Origin of the sequence: Stenotrophomonas sp. RIT309, from assembly GCF_000632045.1 — a bacterium.
In the GTDB taxonomy this organism is placed as follows: domain Bacteria; phylum Pseudomonadota; class Gammaproteobacteria; order Xanthomonadales; family Xanthomonadaceae; genus Stenotrophomonas; species Stenotrophomonas indicatrix.
The window spans coordinates 45,317-65,910 of sequence record NZ_JFYS01000011.1 but is presented as its reverse complement, the minus strand read 5'-3'; the positions used below and the strand labels follow the sequence as shown (position 1 = coordinate 65,910).

19 protein-coding genes are annotated in these 20,594 nt (G+C 66.4%); 18 read left to right on the top strand and 1 reads right to left on the bottom strand.

Going from position 1 to position 20,594, the window contains the following annotated elements:
• Position 1 precedes the first annotated feature (1 nt).
• On the bottom strand, positions 2–844 hold the full coding sequence (gene map, locus BW38_RS13250; RefSeq protein WP_080277585.1) for a type I methionyl aminopeptidase: 843 nt from the start codon (positions 842–844) through the stop codon (positions 2–4).
• Between the two features lie 173 nt (positions 845–1,017).
• Here map and BW38_RS13255 point away from each other — a divergent pair, with 173 nt between their 5' ends.
• The 18 genes from BW38_RS13255 to fabZ all read left to right on the top strand — a co-directional run bounded on the left by BW38_RS13255 (position 1,018) and on the right by fabZ (position 20,588).
• A complete protein-coding gene (locus BW38_RS13255; protein ID WP_025877648.1) occupies positions 1,018–1,545 on the top strand; it encodes a spore coat U domain-containing protein in 528 nt (175 codons plus the stop codon).
• Positions 1,545–2,300: a molecular chaperone gene (locus tag BW38_RS13260; protein WP_032975799.1), complete on the top strand. Its 756-nt coding sequence runs from the start codon at positions 1,545–1,547 to the stop codon at positions 2,298–2,300. The genes BW38_RS13255 and BW38_RS13260 overlap by 1 nt, the downstream gene beginning before the upstream one ends.
• A gap of 7 nt (positions 2,301–2,307) precedes the next feature.
• Positions 2,308–4,647 (top strand): fimbria/pilus outer membrane usher protein, encoded by a 2,340-nt coding sequence (locus BW38_RS13265; protein ID WP_032975797.1) that lies wholly within the window; start codon positions 2,308–2,310, stop codon positions 4,645–4,647.
• Positions 4,644–5,678 (top strand): spore coat U domain-containing protein, encoded by a 1,035-nt coding sequence (locus BW38_RS13270; protein ID WP_032975795.1) that lies wholly within the window; start codon positions 4,644–4,646, stop codon positions 5,676–5,678. The genes BW38_RS13265 and BW38_RS13270 overlap by 4 nt, the downstream gene beginning before the upstream one ends.
• Positions 5,679–5,826: 148 nt before the next feature.
• Positions 5,827–6,006 carry a hypothetical protein gene (locus BW38_RS13275; protein WP_235189922.1) on the top strand — a complete coding sequence of 60 codons (180 nt, stop codon included), beginning with the start codon at positions 5,827–5,829 and terminating at the stop codon, positions 6,004–6,006.
• The gene (locus tag BW38_RS13280; RefSeq protein ID WP_032975793.1) at positions 6,006–6,704 is read left to right on the top strand and encodes a fimbria/pilus periplasmic chaperone; all 699 of its coding nucleotides are present in this window, start codon (positions 6,006–6,008) and stop codon (positions 6,702–6,704) included. The genes BW38_RS13275 and BW38_RS13280 overlap by 1 nt, the downstream gene beginning before the upstream one ends.
• A 219-nt stretch (positions 6,705–6,923) precedes the next feature.
• Positions 6,924–7,727, top strand: coding sequence for a 30S ribosomal protein S2 (rpsB, locus tag BW38_RS13285; protein WP_025877657.1), 804 nt, complete (start codon positions 6,924–6,926; stop codon positions 7,725–7,727).
• 125 nt (positions 7,728–7,852) lie between these two features.
• Positions 7,853–8,731: a translation elongation factor Ts gene (gene tsf / locus BW38_RS13290; protein WP_032975792.1), complete on the top strand. Its 879-nt coding sequence runs from the start codon at positions 7,853–7,855 to the stop codon at positions 8,729–8,731.
• A gap of 269 nt (positions 8,732–9,000) precedes the next feature.
• Positions 9,001–10,539, top strand: a complete 1,539-nt coding sequence (locus BW38_RS13295) for a GGDEF domain-containing protein (RefSeq protein WP_032975791.1) — start codon at positions 9,001–9,003, stop codon at positions 10,537–10,539.
• Positions 10,540–10,658: 119 nt separating this feature from the next.
• Entirely contained in the window at positions 10,659–11,387 is a 729-nt protein-coding gene (pyrH, locus tag BW38_RS13300) for a UMP kinase (RefSeq protein ID WP_025877663.1), read from the top strand.
• A gap of 97 nt (positions 11,388–11,484) precedes the next feature.
• Complete coding sequence (gene frr, locus BW38_RS13305; protein WP_025877664.1) at positions 11,485–12,039, top strand: ribosome recycling factor; 555 nt, start codon at positions 11,485–11,487, stop codon at positions 12,037–12,039.
• A 5-nt stretch (positions 12,040–12,044) separates the two neighbouring features.
• Positions 12,045–12,812, top strand: coding sequence for a polyprenyl diphosphate synthase (gene uppS / locus BW38_RS13310; RefSeq protein ID WP_032975790.1), 768 nt, complete (start codon positions 12,045–12,047; stop codon positions 12,810–12,812).
• The gene (locus tag BW38_RS13315) at positions 12,809–13,645 is read left to right on the top strand and encodes a phosphatidate cytidylyltransferase (protein WP_025877667.1); all 837 of its coding nucleotides are present in this window, start codon (positions 12,809–12,811) and stop codon (positions 13,643–13,645) included. Before uppS ends, BW38_RS13315 begins: the two co-directional genes overlap by 4 nt.
• Before the next feature lie 2 nt (positions 13,646–13,647).
• Complete coding sequence (locus tag BW38_RS13320; RefSeq protein ID WP_032975788.1) at positions 13,648–14,838, top strand: 1-deoxy-D-xylulose-5-phosphate reductoisomerase; 1,191 nt, start codon at positions 13,648–13,650, stop codon at positions 14,836–14,838.
• Between the two features lie 55 nt (positions 14,839–14,893).
• Positions 14,894–16,252 (top strand): RIP metalloprotease RseP, encoded by a 1,359-nt coding sequence (rseP, locus tag BW38_RS13325; protein WP_032975787.1) that lies wholly within the window; start codon positions 14,894–14,896, stop codon positions 16,250–16,252.
• Between the two features lie 74 nt (positions 16,253–16,326).
• Positions 16,327–18,690: an outer membrane protein assembly factor BamA gene (gene bamA / locus BW38_RS13330; protein ID WP_032975784.1), complete on the top strand. Its 2,364-nt coding sequence runs from the start codon at positions 16,327–16,329 to the stop codon at positions 18,688–18,690.
• Positions 18,691–19,113: 423 nt separating this feature from the next.
• The gene (gene lpxD, locus BW38_RS13335) at positions 19,114–20,136 is read left to right on the top strand and encodes a UDP-3-O-(3-hydroxymyristoyl)glucosamine N-acyltransferase (RefSeq protein ID WP_032975782.1); all 1,023 of its coding nucleotides are present in this window, start codon (positions 19,114–19,116) and stop codon (positions 20,134–20,136) included.
• Entirely contained in the window at positions 20,133–20,588 is a 456-nt protein-coding gene (gene fabZ / locus BW38_RS13340) for a 3-hydroxyacyl-ACP dehydratase FabZ (protein ID WP_025877675.1), read from the top strand. The genes lpxD and fabZ overlap by 4 nt, the downstream gene beginning before the upstream one ends.
• Positions 20,589–20,594: the final 6 nt, after the last annotated feature.

The following is a 20,594-nucleotide window of genomic DNA, read 5'->3' as shown; positions in this document are numbered from 1 at the left end:
GTCAGGAGACCTGCGACTCGCCCGGCGACAGGGTCAGCACGTCCACGCCGGTCTCGGTGACGGCGATCATGTGCTCCCACTGCGCCGACAGCTTGCGGTCCTTGGTCACCACGGTCCAGCCATCGGGCAGCACCTTGTTGTAGCGGGTGCCCTCGTTGATCATCGGCTCGATGGTGAAGGTCATGCCCGGCTGCAGCACCAGGCCCTGGCCCGGACGGCCGTAATGCACCACCTGCGGTTCATCGTGGTAGACCTTGCCGATGCCGTGGCCGCAGTACTCGCGCACCACGCTGAAACGCTCGCCTTCGGCGTAGCTCTGGATCGCATGGCCGACGTCGCCCAGGGTTGCGCCCGGACGCACCGCGCGGATGCCGCGCCACATCGCTTCATAGGTGGCGTCGACCAGGCGCTTGGCCATCACCGACGGGGTGCCGACGAAGTACATGCGGCTGGTGTCGCCATGCCAGCCGTCCTTGATGACGGTGACGTCGATATTGATGATGTCGCCATCCTTGAGGACCTTCCCTTCGCTGGGAATGCCGTGGCAGATGACATTGTTGACCGAGGTGCACACGGTCTTGGGGAAGCCGCGGTAGCCGACGTTGGCCGGAATGGCGCCCTGCACGTTCACGATGTGGTCGTGGCAGATGCGGTCCAGTTCCTCGGTCGTGACACCGGGCTTGACGTGGGGGGTGACGATGTCGAGCACTTCGCTGGCCAGGCGGCCGGCGATGCGCATCATCTCGATTTCCTGCGGGGTTTTGATATTCACGCTCATGGCTCCCATTATCGCCGATCCGGCCGCAATCTGAACGAACGCCACCCAACTGGCGATCCGGGGCATGCACGGATCCGGCAAGGAACGTGAAAGCGTGATGGGCCACACCCTTTCGATCGCCTGTTTCTCACGGAATACAGACACTTGCGGTGCCTACGCTGGCCCCACTGTCGTCAAATCGGCGCAGAACGTGCCGACTTCGCGCTGTTCAACGGACCTTCGGGTCAGGGAGGTTGTCCATGCGATCCACCGTTCGTTCCCCCTGGGCTTGGGCCCTGGCCCTGCTGGTGGCTGGCCCGGCCGCCGCCGCCGACACCACTACGTTCAACGTCACCCTGGTGGTCACCAAGGCCTGCACCATCACTGCGGCCGCCGCGACCAACGTCGACTTCGGTACCGCCGCCTCCACCACCGCCACCCCGACCCTGGGCCAGGGCACCGTAACCGCACAGTGTTCGGCGCTGACCCCGTACACCATCTCGCTCAACGCCGGTGCCAATGCCGGTACGGCCAATGACGTCACCACGCGGCGGATGAAGAACACCAACGCAGCAGTGACGGCCAACAACTACGTGGGCTACCAGCTCTACCAGGATGCCGCGCATACCCTGGTGTGGGGCGCCACCACGGGCACCAACACCCAGGCCGGTATCGGCACCGGCCTGGCGGTGCCCTACATCGTCTACGGCCAGATCCTCAACCTGAGCACGGCCAACGCTGCGACCGGCAACTACCTGGATACCGTTACCGCCACGATCACCTATTGATGGAGCACGCCTGCATGGCCGGATCCCGCCCGTGGCGCGCCACCGGCGTGGCGCTGCTCGTTCTCAGCCTGCTGCTTTGGGTCTCCGCGGCGTCGGCGACCAGCCTGCAGGTCGCGCCCACCAGCCTGCAGCTGGAGGCACGCCAGCGCGCCGGCGAACTGTGGTTGACCAACAGCGGCACCTCGCCGGTGAAGCTGCAGGTCCGGGTATTCCGTTGGGTGCAGCAGGACGGCAACGAACAGCTGCTGCCCACCGAAGATCTGCTGGCCACGCCGCCGATGCAGGAGTTGGCCGCCGGCCAGCAGCAGCTGGTACGGGTCATGCGCGCCGTGGCCGACGCACCGGCTGCGCAGCAGTACTACCGGCTGATCGTCGACGAGGTGCCCGATCTGGCCACGCGCACCGAAGGCATGCAGTTCGTGCTGCGCTATTCCATCCCGGTATTCGTGCAACCCGGCGCTGGCAGCCGGCTGGCACCGCAGCTGCACGCCCGCCTGGTGCGGCTGGACGACGGTCGCAACGGCGTGGAAGTAGGCAATACCGGCAACAGCTATGCGCAGATCGCCGACCTCGCCCTGGGTAGCCCGGAGCGGCCGCGCATCGTCCATCCCGGCCTGCTGGGCTATGTGCTGCCCGGCCAGGTCATGCGCTGGCCGCTGGAGCGCACGGCGATCGACCGCGACAACGACCAGATCACGGCCAAGCTCAATGGCGAGTCGGAACAGACGTCGCTGCCGCCACCACCGGCTCGCTGAGGCGCTGATGAGCGCAGCGCTCGGTGCGGCCCTGTCCCCGGCGGCTCATGCAGCCGATGTCTCCGGGGTCTCCGCCGATGCCCTGCTGCCGCCACCAACCCCACTCACGGCCAACCAGACGCTGTACCTGGACGTGACCCTCAACAGCACGCCACGCGGCCTGCTGCCCTTCACCGACAACCGTGGCCGCCTGCAGGCCAGCCCCGAGATCCTGCGCCAGCTTGGCTTCAACGCCAGCGGCGCTGCCCCGGTATACCTCGACCAGATCAGCGGTGCGGTGGTGCGCTATGACGCGCACCTGCAGACCCTCGCGCTGGACGTACCACTGGACCAGTTGACCCTGCCCACGACCGTGCTCAGCCGCCCGCAGGTCCGCGCTTCCCGCGGCAGCGCCTCGCCCGGCGTCCTGCTCAATTACGACCTGTACGGCAGCCGTGTCGACAGCCTCGGCAACCTTACCCTGAGCTCTGAACTGCGAGTGTTCGGCATCGGTACCGGCACCTTCGAGAACACCGCCGTCAGCCGTCGCTACCAGACCGGAGACCGCCACTGGCGCAGCGAAAGCGTACGCCTCGATACGCGCTGGACGCTGGACTTCCCGGACAAGGCGCTGACTTTGGAGGTGGGCGATTTCTACAGCGGGTTTGTCGACTGGAGCCGGCCGGTACGCCTGGGCGGCATCCAGATCGGCCGCAATTACGGGCTGCAGCCGTATCGCGTCCTCACCCCCACCCCGGCCTTCCTTGGCCAGGCGGTGGTGCCATCCACGGTCGAGCTGTATGTGGATGGCCTGCGCCAATACAGCGGCCAGGTACCGGTCGGGCCGTTCCAGCTGGCGGCGCAGCCGGGCATCAGCGGTACCGGCAGCGCGCAGGTGGTGGTTACCGATGCCTTCGGCCGCATGCAGACCCTGGATTTCAGCTTCTACGGCACCCAGCAGCTGCTGGCCAAGGGTCTGTCGGACTGGTCGCTCGGCGTCGGCCAGCTGCGCGAGCAGTTCGGCGAACGCTCCTTCGCCTACGACGACCGTACCGTGGCAAGCGCCAGCTGGCGCGGCGGCGTCAGCGACACATTCACCGGTGAAGCACATGCCGAGGGCGGCGGCGGCCTCGCCCAGGCCGGCGTGGGTGGCTGGTGGCTGCTGGGCGGCGCCGGCGTGCTCAATGCCGCCTATGCCCACAGCCGCTACCAGGGCCTGCAGGGCGGACAGTGGGCGCTGGGGTACAGCTGGAACAACCGGCGCTTCAATTTCAACCTGCGCAGCGTGCGCAGCCACGGCGACTACCGCGACCTGGGCACGCTGCAGGCCAACCTGCCGCCCAGCATCAGCGAGCAGGCCACGGTCGGCCTGGACCTGTTGCGCCTGGGCACCCTCAGCGCCAGTTACCTTCGCCTTCGCTACCCCGATGGCGATGACAACCGTTATGCCAGCCTGTTCTGGTCACGCAGCTGGAGCCCGCGCTGGTCGGCCTACCTGTCGGTCAACCAGAACCTGGACGACAGTGATGACCGCAGCGTCTACCTGTCGCTGACTGCAAGCCTGGGCAACAACCGCCAGGCCAGCCTGTCCAGCCAGCGCAATGGCGACCGCCAGAACTGGGTCGCCGATGTCACCCAGCCGGTCCCGGGCGACGGCAGCGCAGGCGGTATCGGTTGGCGCGCGCAGGTCCGCCACGGCGACGGCGGCAGCGGCGGCCTGGCCGAAGTCGGCATCCTCAACGATGTCGGCCGCTACGCCTTCGGTGCCTCCCGCCAGGCGGGCCTCAACTACGCCTATGGCAGCGCCAGCGGCAGCCTGGTGTGGATGGCCGGGCACACCTTCGCCGCCCGCGAAGTCGCCGATGCCTTCGCCGTGGTCAGCACGAATGGCGTTGGCGGTGTGCCGGTGCGGCTTGAGAACCGCCTGATCGGTGCCACCGACGAGCGTGGCCTGCTGCTGATCAGCCCGCTGCTGTCCTGGCAGCGCAACCGCGTCTCCATCGACACCCTGGACCTGCCGGCGGACATGCGCGCTGATCGCATCGAGGACTGGGTGACACCCCGCCAGCGCGCCGGCACCGGCCTGACCTTCAACCTGCGTTCGCGCGCGTCATTGCGGCTGATCCTGCAGGACATGAGGGGGCAACCGCTGGAGGTGGGCAGCGAAGTGCAGCTGCCCGAAGGCCGCCAGGCCACCGTCGGCTACGACGGCCTGCTGTACCTGGAGGACGTTGCACCTGGCAGCGTGCTGTACATCACCAGCAGCGGTGGCCAGTGCCGGGTCCGCGTGCCGGGACCGCAGGTGGTCGCCGTCGGGGCCAGCGCGCGCCCGGTCCCGCTGCAATGCGTGCCGGAGGTGGCGCCATGAGGATGCTGCTGCTCGGCCTGCTGCTTCTGGCCGGCCTGATCGCCAGTGCACCGACACGCGCGGCCGCGACCTGCACCGCCACCGCCGACGCGCTGCTGCCCTTCGGCAACGTCAGCAGCGGCGCGGCAGGTGCCACCCCCGGCACCTTGAACATCACCGTGAACTGCTCCACCGCCGCACTCAGCCTGGTCGCCACCACCGGCATCCGCGTCTGCATCGGCCTGGGCAATGGCACCGGCGGCACCAGTACTTCGCCGTGGCGGACAATGGTCAACGGCAGTAGTGATCCGCTCAATTTCCAGATCTACAACGTCGCCAACTACAGCGAAGTCACCGGCCTGGCACCGCGCGGTACACCGCCTGCACAGGAACTGACGATGACCTACAACGTGCCGCTGATCGGCGGCTCCGGCAGCCGTACCACGCAGTTGTTCGCACAGATCCCGGCCAACCAGGTGCTGGCCTCCGGCAACTACAGCAGCACCTTCACCGGGGCCAACGTGGTGCTCACCTGGGCCTGGAACGAGGTGCTGCTGGGCACCGCCACCGTGCCGGCCACCTGCAATGGCGGCGCTACCGGCACCAACACCGCCAGCAATGCCTTCACCTTCAATGCCACTGCCACCGTGCTGCCGCAATGCGGCAGCTACCTCACCACCACCATGAATTTCGGCAACGTCACCGGCGGCATTCCCGCCAACATCGACCAGACCGCCACCCTGACGCTGACCTGCCTCAAGCGCACCGCCTACCAGGTCGGCCTGAACAACGGTCAGAACAACCCGGCCCTTACTACCACCCGGCGCATGCGCACCACCATCGGCGGCAACAGCTATTACCTGACCTACGAGCTGTACCGGGACGCTGCGCGCAGCCTGCGCTGGGGCAATACGCTCACCGTGGACACCTTAAGCGGCGTCGGCACTGGCAGCGCGCAGACACTGAACATATTCGGGCGTGTGCCTCCCGTTGCCGGACAGCCTCCGGCGGGCACCTACAACGACCTGGTGCAGGTGACGATCACCTACTGAGGGGAGCCCGCTCTACAGAATCCCCCATCTCGGCCGATACCGCGCATCAGGTCGACAACACGGTGGATCGCAGGTGGTTCGGGCAGTACTGATCGGAGCGATGTGCATCGCCAGCACGACAGCGTGGGCCGACCCGGCGCCCGTCCCAATGCAGATCCGCCTGACCGTGGTTGAAGGCTGCGTCGGCACGGAGGGCGGCCCACGTTGCCCGGTGCCACAGCAGCACAGCGACGGCGGTCACCTGCCGCGCCAGGTGCGTGAACTGGCCTCGCCAGCGCAGGACGAACAGGGGCATTCGCTGCCCGAACCGCCCACCACTTACTACTGATGCGCCGGCTGCTGCCCCTGTTGATGGCACTGCTGCCCATGCCCTTGCAGGCGCTGGACCTGATGCCGACCACCCTGCACCTGCCTGCTGCACAGGGGCGGTCCGAGCTGTGGATGCACAATCCTGGCCCCGGGCATTGGCGCGGCCAAGTGCAGATCTGGGCGTGGGACCAGCAACCGGGCGCCGAACACCTGCAACGCAGTGCGCAGGTGCTGGCCAGTCCGACCCTGCTGGACCTGCCGGCCGGCGCCCGCCAGCGCGTGTGGTTGCTGCCGGCGTCGTCCGCGCCTGTCGCCGCTGAACAGGCATTCCGTATCATCCTGGCACCAGCAGAACCGGCCATGCCGCGCTATTCACTGCCCCTGTTCCGCAGCGAACCGGTCGGCCCAGCGTCCCCCTGCCTGCAGGCAGAGCTGGTGGTCAACGGGTCGCAATTCATGCTGAGACTGCTGAACAGTGGCACCCGGCACGCGCGCTTGAGCGACCTAGCCTATGAGACGGCTGGCGGCCAGCGCAGCCTGCTGCTGCCCGGTCTTGCCGGCTACGTACTGGCGGCGCGCCAGCGCCAGTGGCAGCTGCCGCCGCGCGCCGATGGCTATGCAGGCGGCAGGTTCCATGCCCGCCTGCAGGACGGAACGGAGGTCATCCTGGCGGCGCGGGCACCCGCAATTGCAGCGAGCCAGCCAAGCGGGCTATAATTGCCCGGATGTCCTGCCGCCCCGTGCGCGGGACACCGTCCACACCGGACGTAACCGGTGAATCCACACCTGCTGCCCCCATCCGTGCCGGGGTGCTCCGCAAGGAGTTCGGCCACGGAGGCAACAGGGAAGCCCAACCCCGGAACCTTCAGCGCTTCCACGCGTCCCGCATACCTATCCCGCGGGCGGAATCGCCGGTTCCCCATCAGGAGTTCTGCAATGCCTCAGGTCACCATGCGTCAGATGCTGGAAGCCGGCGTCCACTTCGGCCACCAGACCCGCTACTGGAACCCGAAAATGGCTCCGTACATCTTCGGCGCCCGCGGCAAGATCCACATCATCAACCTGGAAAAGACCGTCCCGCTGTTCAACGACGCGATGAACTTCATCTCGTCGGTTGCCCAGAAGCGCGGCACCATCCTGTTCCTGGGCACCAAGCGCAGCGCACGTGAGTCGATCCGCGAAGAAGCCGAGCGTTGCGGCATGCCGTTCATGAACCAGCGTTGGCTGGGCGGCACCCTGACCAACTTCCGTACCGTCAAGCAGTCGGTTGCCCGCCTGAAGGAACTGGAAGCCGGTGAATCCGACGGCACCTTCGAGAAGCTGGTCAAGCACGAAGTGCTGGGCCTGCGTCGCGAGCGCGACAAGCTGGAAGCCTCGCTGGGCGGCATCAAGGACATGAACCGTCTGCCGGACGCGATCTTCGTCATCGATATCGGCCACGAAGACATCGCCATCAAGGAAGCCAAGAAGCTCGGCATCCCGGTGATCGCCGTCGTCGATACCAACTACAACCCGGAGCTGGTGGATTACGCGATCCCGGGCAACGACGACGCCATCCGTGCCGTGCAGCTGTACGCACGCGCCGCTGCTGACGCCGTGCTGGAAGGCAAGGCTGCTGCACCGCACGCTGCCACCGTCCGTGAAGAAGAGTTCGCCGACGCTCCGGCCGAAGAAGGCAAGCCGGCTCGCCGCGCTCCGGCCAAGAAGGCTGCTGCCGACAAGGGCGAAGCCCAGGCCTGATCCAGGCCCCGGTGGGCGCCACGCGCCCACCTTTCCTGTCCGCTGCCGATGGCGCGACGACAGGAAACTGTCACACGGGCCGGCCACCATGCCGGCCCAACCCCTTTCTTTCGTGAGGTAATCCCGTGGAAATCACTGCTTCCCTGGTCAAGGAACTGCGCGAGCGCACTGGCGCCGGCATGATGGAATGCAAGAAGGCGCTCACCGAGGCCGGCGGCAACATCGACGCCGCTGCTGAAGCGCTGCGCAAGTCCGGCGCTGCCAAGGCCGACAAGAAGGCTGACCGCGTGGCCGCCGAAGGTCGTCTGGGCCTGGCCCAGGACGGTGGCAAGGCCGTGCTGGTCGAGATCAACTCGGAAACCGACTTCGTCGCCAACGACATCAACTTCAAGAACTTCGTCGATTCCGTCGCCGCCGCTGCACTGGCATCGGGCGCCGCCGACGTGGAAGCCCTGAAGTCGGCCACCCTGCCGACCGGCCAGACCGTCGAAGAAACCCGCGCGACCGCCGTGCAGACCCTGGGTGAGAACATCCAGATCCGTCGCCTGGTCAAGCTGGACACCACTGGCAACGTCGGTTCCTACGTCCACACCAACGGCAAGGTCGGCGTGCTGGTCGACCTGATCGGCGGCGACGCCGAACTGGCTCGCGGCCTGGCCATGCACGTGGCCGCGCTGAAGCCGCCGCACAACAAGGCTGCCGATGTGCCGGCCGAGTTCGTGGAAAAGGAAAAGGAAATCGAACTGGCCAAGATGTCCGAGAAGGACAAGTCCAAGCCGGCCGACATCCTGGAAAAGATCATCAGCGGCAAGATCAACAAGATCGTCAGCGAAGTGACCCTGTACGGCCAGAGCTACGTCCTGGACGGCGACAAGACCGTCGAGCAGGTGGTCAAGGCCGCCGGCGCCGACGTGGCTGGCTTCCAGCTGCTGGTCGTTGGCGAAGGCATCGAGAAGGTGGTGGAAGACTACGCCGCCGAAGTTGCCAAGGCGATGCAGGTCTGATTCCAGCCTCACGGCTGTAATGAAACCAGAAGGAGCCGCGGGAAACCGCGGCTCTTTTTTTATGCCGGTGGGCCTGTGGGTGCCCTTCACCTGTGGGTGGCCGAATCTGTGGGTGCGCACCGCTGGTGCGCACACCGACACCTTTGCGTTGCACGCGAATCAAGCCGATACTCGGCAAAGGGAACCTGCAGTCACATAACAGGAACGAAATTCGCAGACTGTGATGCATTCCTAGGTATTCTTGTCCTAATGGAATTGAACGACCCGACATGCCTCCCGAGCTGACAGCTGCACTGGCGCTTTGCCGCAACCTCCCCTCGCCGCCCGGTATTGCCCTGCGCATCATCGAACTGGCCCAGGACCCGGAGGCGGACATCGCAACCGCTGCGGACATCATCGCCATCGACATGGCGCTGAGTGCGCGCATGCTGCGTATCGCCAATTCACCGCTGTATGCCAGCCGGCGCCGGATCGAGAACCTCGGCCAGGCGCTGACCATGCTCGGGCTGAACGCTACGATCAGCCTCGCCCTGGGCTTCACTGTCACCCAGGGCCTGACCGGCAAAGGCGGCGCCGACCACGATCTGCGCCAACGCGCCTGGAAGCGCAGCATCCTCAGCGCGCTGGCTGCCAGCCAGCTCGGCCAGGCCCGCGGCCTGCGCCGACTGGAGGAGCTGATGCTGGCCGGGCTGCTGCAGGACATGGGCGTGCTGTGCCTGGCCCAGGCCGAATCCGAACGCTACCTACCGCTGCTGCGCGAAGCGCGCGACAACCCCGACCTGATCGCGCGCGAGCGCCAGGAACTCGGCTGCAGCCACGCCGACGTCGGTGCATGGGTGGCCGAGGAGTGGGGCCTGCCGCGCTACCTGGTGGACAGCATCCGCCACAGCGAAGACGAAGTCACCGCCGAAAATCCGTTCCAGGCCTGCGTACAGCTGTCTGGTGCCGTCGCCGACATCTGGCTGGATGAAGACGCCGATGGCGCACGCGAACGCGCCCTGCAGCAGGTCCACGACCGCCTGCAGATGGACAGCGCCCGCTTCGACCAGGTGCTGGCGCGGATCAGCGAAGCGCTGCCGGACATCGCCAGCCTGTTCGAGAACGGCCTGAACTCGCCGGCACGCGTGCGTGAACTGATTGACCACGCCCAGGAACTGGCCACCCTGCGCAACCTGCGCGAGCTGCAGGATGCCGACCAGGCCCGCCGCCGCGCCGATGAATTCGAGGCCCGCGCCAAGCGCCTGGCCGACCAGGCCCATCGCGACGCGTTGACCGGCGTCCTCAACCGCCGCCAGCTCGAAGCCGTGCTGGAACAGGAATTCCTGCGCGCCGGCCGCCATGGCTGGCCGTTGTCGGTGGCCTTCATCGACCTGGACGATTTCAAGAAGATCAACGATGCGCACGGCCACCTGACCGGCGACGAGGTGCTGCGCGCCTTTGCCGGCAAGCTGCAGGGGCAGCTGCGCAACAGCGACACCGTGGCCCGCTTCGGCGGCGAGGAGTTCGTCGCGCTGCTGCCCAATACCAGTGAATCTGTGGCCCTGGACGTGATCCGCCGGGTACTGGCGAACATCGTCGCCACCCCGATGGCGGAACTGGAAGGTGGCCCGCTGTTCATCACCTTCTCGGCCGGTGTGGCCACCCAGGGCGGCTACGAGCGCTTTGCCGGCGTGCAGGACCTGCTGCGCGCCGCCGATGACGTGCTCTACCGCTCCAAGAACCTGGGTCGCAACCGGGTCATCGCACGCTCTCCCGGCGAACTGGGGCATGATGAACTGTCTGCCACCGCTGGCGCCGAGCTGGGCTGAATGGTGCGCCCCGGATGCACGGGGCACACCGGTATTTTGCGCCGCAGTGCACAAAACGCTTTGGCCGCGCGCCGCTTGCGCGTAGAATCGCCCGCGATTTCCACGCACCCGAGGTCCCTATGTCCAAGCTCGCCTATCGCCGCATCCTGTTGAAACTTTCCGGGGAGGCGCTGATGGGAGATGAGGACTACGGCATCGACCCCAAGATCATCAACCGCCTGGCCCGTGAAGTCGTCGAGGCCCAGCAGGCCGGCGCCGAAGTCGCCCTGGTCATCGGTGGTGGCAACATCTTCCGCGGTGCTGGCCTGGCCGCTGGCGGCATGGACCGCGTCACCGGCGACCAGATGGGCATGCTGGCCACGGTCATCAACGCGCTGGCCATGCAGGATGCGCTGGAAAAAGTGGGCGCAAAGGCCCGCGTGATGAGCGCGATCAAGATCAACGACGTGTGCGAGGACTACATCCGCCGCCGCGCCATCCGCCACCTGGAAAAGGGCCGCCTGGTGATCTTCGCCGCAGGCGTCGGCAGCCCGTTCTTCACCACCGACTCGGGCGCCGCCCTGCGCGCGATCGAGATCGGCGCCGACCTGCTGCTGAAGGCAACCAAGGTCGATGGCGTGTACGACAAGGATCCGAACAAGTACAGCGACGCTGTCCGCTTCGACAGCCTGAGCTACGACGAAGTGATCCGCCGTGGCCTGGAAGTGATGGATACCGCCGCCTTCGCCCTGGCCCGTGACAGCGACCTGCCGATGCGCGTGTTCGACATGGGCCAGCCGGGCGAGCTGCTGAAGATCCTGCACGGCGAGAACATCGGTACCCTCGTCCAGGGCCGCGATCCGGCCTGAGGCTGAGCGCAAGGCGACCTCCGGGCCGATTCAGGCCCGGCGGCGTCCCGTATTCGCCTATAATCGCCCGATTCCAGTTACATCCAGGACCCTGGCGATGCTCAACGACATCAAGAACAACGCGCAGACGCGCATGGCCAAGAGCATCGACGCTCTTAAGCACACCCTCACTTCGATCCGCACCGGCCGCGCAACGCCGGCCCTGCTGGACCGTGTCACGGTCAATGCTTACGGCAACGCCAGCACGCCGCTGAACCAGGTAGCGTCCGTCTCCAACGCCGACGCCCACTCCCTGCTGGTCACGCCCTTCGACAAGAGCATGATCAAGGAGATCGAGAAGGGCCTGTACAACATCGAGCTGACCCCGAACACCATCGGCACCTCGATCCGCGTCAACCTGCCGCCGCCGACCGAAGAGCGCCGCAAGGAACTGGCCAAGCAGGTACAGAAGGAAGGCGAAGGCGCCAAGATCGCCGTGCGCAACATCCGCCAGGATGCGAACAAGGAAATCGCCAAGCTGCTGAAGGACAAGGCGATCAGCGAAGACGACAAGAAGCGCGGCGAAGACGATATCCAGAAGTTGACCGATGCCAACATCAAGGATATCGACAAGGTCGTCGCCGACAAGGAAAAGGAACTGATGTCGGTCTGAAGTCGATGCCTTCAGTCCCGCCTCCCCTGCCGGCCGCCCTCCCGCGCCACGTCGCCATCATCATGGATGGCAACGGGCGTTGGGCACAGCAGCGCCGTCGCCCCCGCGTGATCGGCCATCGAGCCGGCGCGCGCGCGGTAAACCGCACCATCGAGCGCTGCCTGGAACTGGGCATTCCGGCGCTGACCCTGTTCGCGTTCTCCAGCGAGAACTGGGGCCGGCCGCAGGAAGAAGTCGATGCGTTGATGAAGCTGTTCCTCGGCGCGCTCGACCGCGAAGTGGACGAGCTGCATCGGCGCGGCGTGCGCGTGCGCTTCATCGGCGAACGCGAGCGCTTCGGTGCTGCCCTGGTCAGCCGCATGCAGCTCGCCGAACAGCGCACCGCCGACAACAGCACACTGACCCTGTCGATCGCCGCCAGCTATGGTGGCCGTCAGGACATCGCCCGTGCCGCACGCGCACTGGCTGTTGAAGTTGCAGCCGGCCGCCTGCTTCCCGAGCAGATCGACGAATCCCTGCTGGGGCGACAGGTGGCCCTGGCCGACCTGCCGCCACCGGACCTGTTCATCCGCACCGGCGGCGATACCCGCATCAGCAATTTCCTGCTGTGGCAGCTGGCGTATACCGAGCTGTGGTTCACCGAAGCGCTGTGGCCGGATTTCGATGCCGCGCAGCTGCAGCTGGCGCTGGATGCCTACGCCAGCCGTGAGCGCCGCTTCGGCCTGACCAGCGCCCAGATCGCCGCCCTGGCCACCGAGACGTCCAGCCCATGACCAAGACCCGAGTCCTCGCCGCGCTGATCATGGCGCCGGTCGCCATTGCTGCGATCCTGTTGCTGCCCACGCAATGGCTGGCCGCCGCCGCCGCTGCCGTGCTGCTGATCGGCCTGTGGGAATGGCTGAAGCTGGCCGACGTCGAAGACACCCTCGCCCGCACCGTGCTGCTGGTCCTCAACCTGGTGCTGATGGTGCTGCTGGTGTGGGCCGATGCCGGCACCCTGGTGCTGTTCCAGATCGCGACCCTGGTGGGCGTGGCGTGGTGGCTGGGCGCGCTGGTGTGGCTGCGCTTCTTCAACTTCGGCGCGCAGCCTGGCAGTCCGGCGCGCATCCTCAAGCTGCTGGCCGGCACCCTGGCCATCGTGCCGGCGTGGGCTGCGCTGGTGCTGATCCATGCCGGCGGCGACCCGCCCGGCCATCAGGGCCACCTGTGGCTGCTGGCCGCGCTGGCACTGGTCTGGGCCGCTGATTCGGGCGCCTACTTCGCTGGCCGTCACTTCGGCAAGCACAAGCTGGCACCGCGGATCAGCCCGAACAAGACCTGGGAAGGCCTCGTCGGCGGGCTGATCGCCGGCGTTGCGGTGGCCGTCGGCCTGGGCTGGCTGGCCGGCATCGATGCCGCGCACCTGCCCGGCCTGCTGGTTACCTCGGTGGTGGCCGTATTCGCCTCGGTACTGGGCGACCTGTTCGAAAGCCTGATCAAGCGCCATGCCGGCGCCAAGGATTCAGGCCACCTGATCCCCGGCCACGGCGGCGTGCTCGACCGCGTCGACGGCGTGCTGGCGGCCATCCCGGTGTTCGCACTGGGCAAGGAAATCTTCGGGTTCTGACCATGGAAGCTGCTGCAGACCTGCGCCGGGTCGCCGTATTCGGCGCCACCGGCTCGATTGGTGCCTCCACGCTTGACGTGATCGCCCGCCATCCGCTGCGGTACCAGGCCACCGTGCTTGCCGCCGGCCGCCAGGTACAGGCGCTGCTGGCCCTGTGCCGGCAGCACCGGCCCGCGCATGCGGTGATCGCCGATGAAACCCTGTATGCCGAACTGCGCGACGGCCTGCGCGAAGCCGGCCTGGCTACCCAGGCCCACGCTGGCCATGCCGCGCTGGACCAGCTGGCGGCCAGCGACGCCTGCGACACCGTGGTTGCCGCGATCGTCGGCGCCGCCGGCCTGTCCTCGACCCTGGCCGCCGCTGCGGCCGGCAAGCGCATCCTGCTGGCCAACAAGGAATCGCTGGTACTGGCCGGCGAACTGCTGACCCGTACCGCCGAACGTGCCGGCGCCGAGATCATCCCGATCGACAGCGAGCACAGTGCGATCTTCCAGTGCCTGCGCTCACGTGATGCCAGCCTCGACGGTGCCGGCGTGCGCCGCATCCTGCTGACCGCCTCGGGTGGCCCATTCCGCGGGCGCAGCCGCGCCGAACTGCAGCAGGTCACCCCGGCCCAGGCCGTGGCGCATCCGAAGTGGTCGATGGGGCCGAAGATCTCGGTCGATTCGGCGACGTTGATGAACAAAGGCCTGGAGGTCATCGAGGCCCACCACCTGTTCGGCATCCCCGGCGAACGCATCGAGGTGCTGGTACACCCGCAGAGCCTGGTGCATTCGCTGGTGGAGTTCGTTGACGGCTCCACGCTGGCGCAGATGGGCCTGCCGGACATGCGCACCACCCTGGCCGTAGGCCTGGGCTGGCCGCAACGGATCGAATCGGGCGTGTCCGGGCTGGACCTGCTCGCCCAGGGCCGGCTGGATTTCGAGGCCCCCGACACCGAGGCCTTCCCCTGCCTGGCCTTGGCGTGGCAAGCGATGCGCGCCGGTGGCACCGCCCCGGCGGTGCTGAACGCCGCCAACGAAGAGGCTGTTTCAGCGTTTCTTCAGGGCCGCATAGGCTTCCTGACCATTCCGACGCTGGTTGCTAACGCTCTTTCAACACTGCCGACCGAACCAGCCGATACACTTGAGGTTCTGTTGTCCGCCGACCAGCGGGCCCGCCAGCTGACCCTGAACGCCATCGCCGCCACCTGAACAGCGCACCCATCCCGTATGACGCCGCCGCCCGTGTCCGCCAATGTGAACCTGCATGACTGACTTCATCGGATCGGTCTGGTGGATGATCGTCAGCCTTGGGCTGCTGGTCACCTTCCACGAATTCGGGCACTACTGGGTCGGGCGCCTGTGCGGGGTCAAGGTGCTGCGCTTCTCGGTGGGCTTCGGCCGTCCGCTGTGGTCGCGCCGCGACCGCCATGGCACCGAGTTCGCCATTGCCGCCATCCCGCTGGGCGGCTATGTGAAATTCCTCGACGAACGCGAAGTCGAGGTCCATCCGCACGAGCGTGGCCAGGCCTTCAACCACAAGACCGTGTGGCAGCGCATCGCCATTGTTGCGGCCGGCCCGATCGCCAACCTGCTGCTGTGCATCCTGCTGCTGTGGGCGATGTTCGTGATCGGCAAGCAGGACTATTCGGCAACCGTCGGCCGCGCTACCGGCATGGCCGCCACGGCCGGGCTCGGCAGTGGTGACCGCCTGCTGCGCGTGGACGGCCGCGATGTGATCACCCTGGGTGAGGCCAGCATGGCCCTGACCGCCGCGGCGCTGGACCGTCGCGATGTGACCCTGGAGGTGCTCGACCCCGCAGACCAGCTGCGCTCGCGCACCCTGCCGCTGTCGCAGCTGCCGGCCGGTTTCGATGAACGCCGGGTTCCGATCCTGGCCGGCGTGTACTGGCGTGCGTGGCTGCAGCCGCCGCTGGTGGATAACATCGTGAAAGGTTCGGCTGCAGAGGGTCACCTGCAGGCCGGCGATCTGATCGTGGCGATCGACGGCCAGCGCATCGACAGCGTCGAGCAGGCCATCAGCGAAGTGGGCAGCCTCGGCCGCCGCGGTGGCCCGGCGATGATCGAGGTGCTGCGTGGTGGCGAGCGCCTGGCGCTGGAGATCACCCCACGCCAGGGCAAGGACGGCAAGGGCCAGCCCATCTGGCAGATCGGCGCCGGCTTTGCCCAGAGCTACAGCCCCGCCTACGACACCCTGCTCAAGTTCGGCCCGCTGCAGTCGGTCACGGTCGCGGTGCGCGAAACCGGCAGGATGGCCGCCGATTCATTGGCCATGATGGGCCGGATCGTGACCGGCAAAGCCTCGCTGCAGAACGTTTCCGGCCCGGTCACCATTGCCCGGGTTGCCAATATTTCGGCCAAACGCGGCGTGGACTGGTTCATCCAGTTCCTCGCCCTGTTGTCGCTGAGCCTGTGCATCATCAACCTGCTGCCGATCCCCATCTTGGACGGCGGCCACCTGCTGTATTACCTTATCGAGTTGGTCAAGGGCAGCCCGCTGAGCGAGCGTGCCGTCGCCGCCGGCCAATACATCGGCCTGGCGTTGCTGGCCGGGCTGATGGGATTGGCGTTCTACAACGACATCCTCGGCCTGGTCCCGCGATGAACTTTTCCATGTTTTTGCCGTCTACTGCGTCGGCATCCCTTACCAATGAAATCGACCTTCCTACCGGACGTGACATGACGCGACTCCCCAATCGCCGCCTGCTGGCCCTCGCCCTCGCCGCCGTCACCGGCGCTCCCGCCCTGGCCCAGGCAGCCGAGCCCTTCACTGTCAGCGACATCCGCGTCGACGGCCTGCAGCGCATCAGCTCCGGTACGGTGTTCACCTACCTGCCGGTCGAGCGTGGCGAGACGGTCACCGACAGCAAGGTCGGCGAAACCATCCGCGCCCTGTACAAGACCGGCTTCTTCGAAGACGTACAGCTGGATCGCCAGGGCAGCATCCTGGTGGTGACCGTCAAGGAGCGCCCGGCGATCAACAAGCTGACCGTCACCGGCAACAAGGACATCAAGTCCGACCAGCTGCTCAAGGGCCTGTCCGACATCGGCCTGACCGAAGGCGGCACCTTCGATCGCCTGAGCCTGGATCGCGTGACCCAGGAACTTCGCCGCCAGTACAACGATCGTGGCAAATACACCGTCGACATCACCCCGACCGTGAGCCCGCTGGACCGTAATCGCGTCGACATCGCCATCGCGATCAAGGAAGGCAAGGCGGCCAAGATCCGCCACGTCAACATCGTCGGCACCGAGAAGTACGACAGCAAGGACATCCTGGAGTACTGGGAGTCCAAGGAGCACAACTGGGCGTCGTGGTACCGCCGTGACGACCAGTACTCCAAGGAAAAGCTGTCCGGCGACCTGGAAAAGCTCAACTCCTGGTACCTGGACCGCGGCTATGTCGACTTCAGCATCGACTCGACGCAGGTGTCGATCAGCCCCGACAAGCGCGACATGTTCATCACCGCCGGCGTGACCGAAGGCGACCAGTACAAGATCTCCGAGATCAAGGTCAGCGGCGATACGATCCTGCCGCAGGAAGACGTCGAGCGCATGGTCGTGCAGAAGTCCGGCGACACGTTCTCGCGTGCCCTGCTGGAATTCAGCTCCGACTCGATCACCAACTCGCTGTCCAACATCGGTTATGCCTTCGCCAAGGTGAACCCGATTCCGACCACCAACCGCGCCGAGCAGACCGTGGCGGTCAACATGCAGGTCGTGCCCGGCCCGCGCGTGACCGTCCGCCGCATCATCTTCAAGGGCAACACCCGCACCTCCGACGAGGTGATGCGCCGTGAAATGCGCCAGTTCGAGAACAGCTGGTACTCGCAGGCCGCGATCGACCGTTCCAAGATCCGCCTGCAGCGCCTGGGTTACTTCGAGGCGGTGGAAGTGGAAACCCCGCCCGTCAGCGGCAGCAACGACCAGGTCGACGTCGTCTACAACGTCAAGGAAACCACCTCGGGCAGCTTCGTGTTCGGCCTGGGCTATTCGCAGTCCTACGGCATGACCACCTCGGTGCAGCTGTCGCAGAACAACTTCCTGGGCGGCGGCAACCGCGTGTCGGTCGAAGCTTCGCGCAGCAGCTACCTGCAGCGCTACGGCTTCAGCTACACCAACCCGTACTTCACCGATGACGGCGTTTCGCTGGGCTACAACCTGTCCTGGCGCGAACTGGACTACTCCGACTTCAACACCGCGCAGTACAACAGCACCAACGGTTCGGCGCAGGTGGTATTCGGCGTGCCGATCACCGAGACCGACACCGTCTCGCTGATGTTCGGCATCGACAGCAACCAGATCACCACGTACGCGGGCTCGACCCCGAAGTCGATCATCGATTACATCGATGCCGTCGGCAGCCGCACCTTCCATGCGTGGCGCACCGAGCTGGGCTGGGCCCGCGACTCGCGCAACGACTACTTCATGCCGACCCGCGGTACCTACCAGCGCGTGGGCCTGGAAACCACGCTGCCGGGTTCGACCATCGAGTACTACAAGCTGAACTACCAGATCAGCAAGTACTGGCCGATCATCCCCTCGCTGGTGATCAACACCCGCGCCGAAATCGGCTACGGCGATGCCTACGGCAACGACAAGACCCGCGTGATCGACAACGGCGACGGCACCACCCGCACCGTCACCGCGTCGGGCCTGCCGTTCTACGAGAACTTCTACGCCGGTGGTACCAACTCGGTTCGTGGCTTCGAGGACAACACCCTCGGCCCGCGCGAAGTCACCAACGGCTACCCGAACGGCCAGCCGCTGGGTGGTTCGCTGAAGACCGTCGGTTCGGTCGAAGCCTACTTCCCGCGCCTGTTCGACAGCCCGTCGGCCCGTGTGTCGGCCTTCGTCGACTTCGGCAACGTCTACAACGGCACCGACAACTTCAAGGCCAACGAGCTGCGCGTCTCCACCGGTGTAGCCCTGCTGTGGCGCGCCCCGGTCGGCCCGATCTCGATCAGCTATGCGTTCCCGCTGAAGAAGAAGGACGGCGACGAGATCGAACGTCTGCAATTTACGTTTGGTGGCCAGTTCTAACTGGCCACCAAACGTTCCCACGGTTTGCGATGCAAACCGCGGGGCCTATCCTGCTCCCTATCCCCCGCGCCGTTGGCGCGCCCCCCTTAACAAAGGGGGGCTTTCCACCAGACGGGTCTTGAATCGCCGGGCATTGCCCGGCGTTTTCGTTATTGAAGCGCACGCTGACGCGCGGTGAGCCGAGTATGGCCCGGTTCTGCAGGCGACTGTGGACGTTGGATCCGCTCGCACGCGGAAGACTATCCGGCGATGGCGCAGGGGGCTGACCAGGACCGTTGGCGCCATGGATGGCGCCATCGAGCCCCCAGGGATGGGTTTACGGCGTGTCCTGGGCAGCCCCCTGCGCCATCGCCCCACGGATCAGCCAGGCGCCGGCTTTTGCTCCCGCATGACCGCAATGGCGTCACACGTTAAACTCCCGCCGTGAATACTCCTACCTACACCGCCCAGCAACTCGCCGATCAGTTCGGCCTGCAGGTCCATGGCGACCCAGGCACCGCCATCGATGGCGTGGCCACCCTCGCCCATGCCGGTGCCGGCCAGCTGACCTTCCTTGCCAATCCGCGCTACCGCGCCCAGCTGGCCGACAGCCAGGCCGGCATCGTGGTGCTGCGCGCCGAGGATGCCGACGCGGCTCCCGGCACCGCGCTGGTTGCCAAGGACCCCTACACCACCTTTGCCAAGATCGGCGCGCTGTTCGACATCGCCCCGACCCGCCCGCCCGGCATCCATCCCAGCGCAGTGATCGATCCGCAGGCGCAGGTCGCCGCCAGCGCCCACGTCGGTCCGTTCGTCACCATCGGCGCACGCAGCGTCATCGGCGAGAACTGCATCATCGGCGCCGGCAGCATCATCGGCGAAGACTGCACCCTCGACAGCGGCTGTGAACTGATCGCCCGCGTCACCCTGGTCACCCGCGTCAAGCTGGGCAAGCGCGTGCGCATCCATCCCGGCGCCGTGCTGGGCGCCGATGGCTTCGGCCTGGCCATGGACGCTGGTAAATGGATCAAGGTGCCGCAGCTTGGCGGCGTGCGCATCGGCGACGACTGCGAGATCGGCGCCAACACCTGTGTCGACCGTGGCGCGCTGGAAGACACCGTGCTGGCCGAGGACGTCCGCCTGGACAACCTGGTACAGATCGCACACAACGTGCAGATCGGCGCGCACTCGGCCATCGCCGGCTGCACCGGCATTGCCGGCAGCGCCAAGATCGGCCGTTACTGCCTGCTCGGCGGCGCCGTTGGCGTCGTCGGTCATCTTGAAATCTGCGACAAGGTCGTGATCACCGGCAAATCGGTGGTCCGCAACTCCATCACCGAGCCGGGCGAGTATTCCTCCGGCACGCCCCTGACCGACAACCGCACGTGGCGCAAGAATGCCGCGCGCTTCAAGCAGCTCGATGCCCTGGCCCGTCGCATCCTGTCTGTGAGCAAGGAGAAAGAATGAGCCACACCCAGACCCTGCCGGACATGGCGCAGATCCAGACGCTGCTTCCGCACCGCTACCCGTTCCTGCTGGTGGACAAGGTGGTGTCGATCGACTACGAGAAGCGCACGATCGTCGCGACCAAGAACGTCAGCATCAACGAGCCGTTCTTCCAGGGCCACTTCCCGGGCCAGCCGATCATGCCCGGCGTGCTGATCATCGAAGCCATGGCCCAGGCCGGCGGCGTGCTGACCCAGTTGACGCTGGGCCGCGATGCGCAGTCCAAGCTGTTCTACATGGTCAAGGTCGACAAGGCCCGCTTCACCAAGCAGGTGGTGCCCGGTGACGTGCTGGAGATGCACGTGGAGATCAAGCGCGTGATCCGCAACATGGCCGTGTACGACTGCGTGGCCAAGGTCGACGGCGAAGTCGTCGCCTGCGCCGAGGTGCTGTGCGCCGGCACCCGCGAATGACCCTGG